Origin of the sequence: Bradyrhizobium genomosp. III, assembly GCF_000261705.1 — a bacterium.
In the GTDB taxonomy this organism is placed as follows: Bacteria; Pseudomonadota; Alphaproteobacteria; order Rhizobiales; family Xanthobacteraceae; genus Bradyrhizobium; species Bradyrhizobium ottawaense.
Window position 1 is genome coordinate 1 of record NZ_AJQF01000606.1, and the last position, 810, is coordinate 810.

Below are 810 nucleotides of genomic sequence, written 5' to 3' on the forward strand. Positions count from 1 at the left end.
CCATCGAAGGCAGCTGTGACTTTCTTGGCGTGAACGGCTGGAAACGAGGATGGCAGAATCGTATCATCGGTCATGGCGGGCGTGGTTTAAGGTGATGGGGTGGCTTCGCAACCGAATCCTACGCCGCATCAGCGCTTTACACCACGCTCGCCAGCCCTCAGGCGCACTCTTACGAATAAGACGGGCTAGCGCTCCATCTCGCCCATAAGAATTTCATCTGAGACGTATCGTGGATTGGAAATGACAGTCCGCATTTCCGCATTCTTGCCCTCGTCCGCAAACCGGAATCCCTTCTTGTAGAAAAATGCTGAAGCTCCTTCATCTTGAGAGAGAAGGGATAGCTTGGAAAGGCCCGCGGACTGCCTAGTATGATCGGCGACTTCAATCATAGCCGTCCCGACCCCTTTGTACCTCGACCGGCCGAGATTTTCTATGCTGAGAATTCGCAAACTGTTGCGCCCCGGCGCCACGGTCATCGCTCCCACCTTATTGCGTTCATTGGCATCAGTAAACAAAGAAACACTTTGGGCGTTGCCAATATTGCTACTTACTCTGTGTAGGCGGACTGACACACCTGTCCTCTTGTCAAAAGCGGAAGACGCTGGTCCAGCAGCTAAAGCGGCCGTAAAAGCAGCACCATCTGCGCCAGAAGTGCCGGCCAGCGCATCGCGCTGCTGGTCCACACTTTGCCCGTCGGAGGGCCAGTTGTTGTAATTGGTTCTCATCACAACGAGCTACTATTTGGACGAGCTGACAGAAAGCTGACAAAGCCGACGCATGAGCCGGTCCTTTACGAATAAGACGGGCTAG

General features: G+C 54.1%; 1 protein-coding gene. It reads right to left on the reverse strand.

Going from position 1 to position 810, the window contains the following annotated elements; genetic code table 11:
- Window positions 1–185 precede the first annotated feature (185 nt).
- Window positions 186–725, reverse strand: coding sequence for a GNAT family N-acetyltransferase (locus IC66_RS0142380; protein ID WP_014498653.1), 540 nt, complete (start codon window positions 723–725; stop codon window positions 186–188).
- Window positions 726–810: the final 85 nt, after the last annotated feature.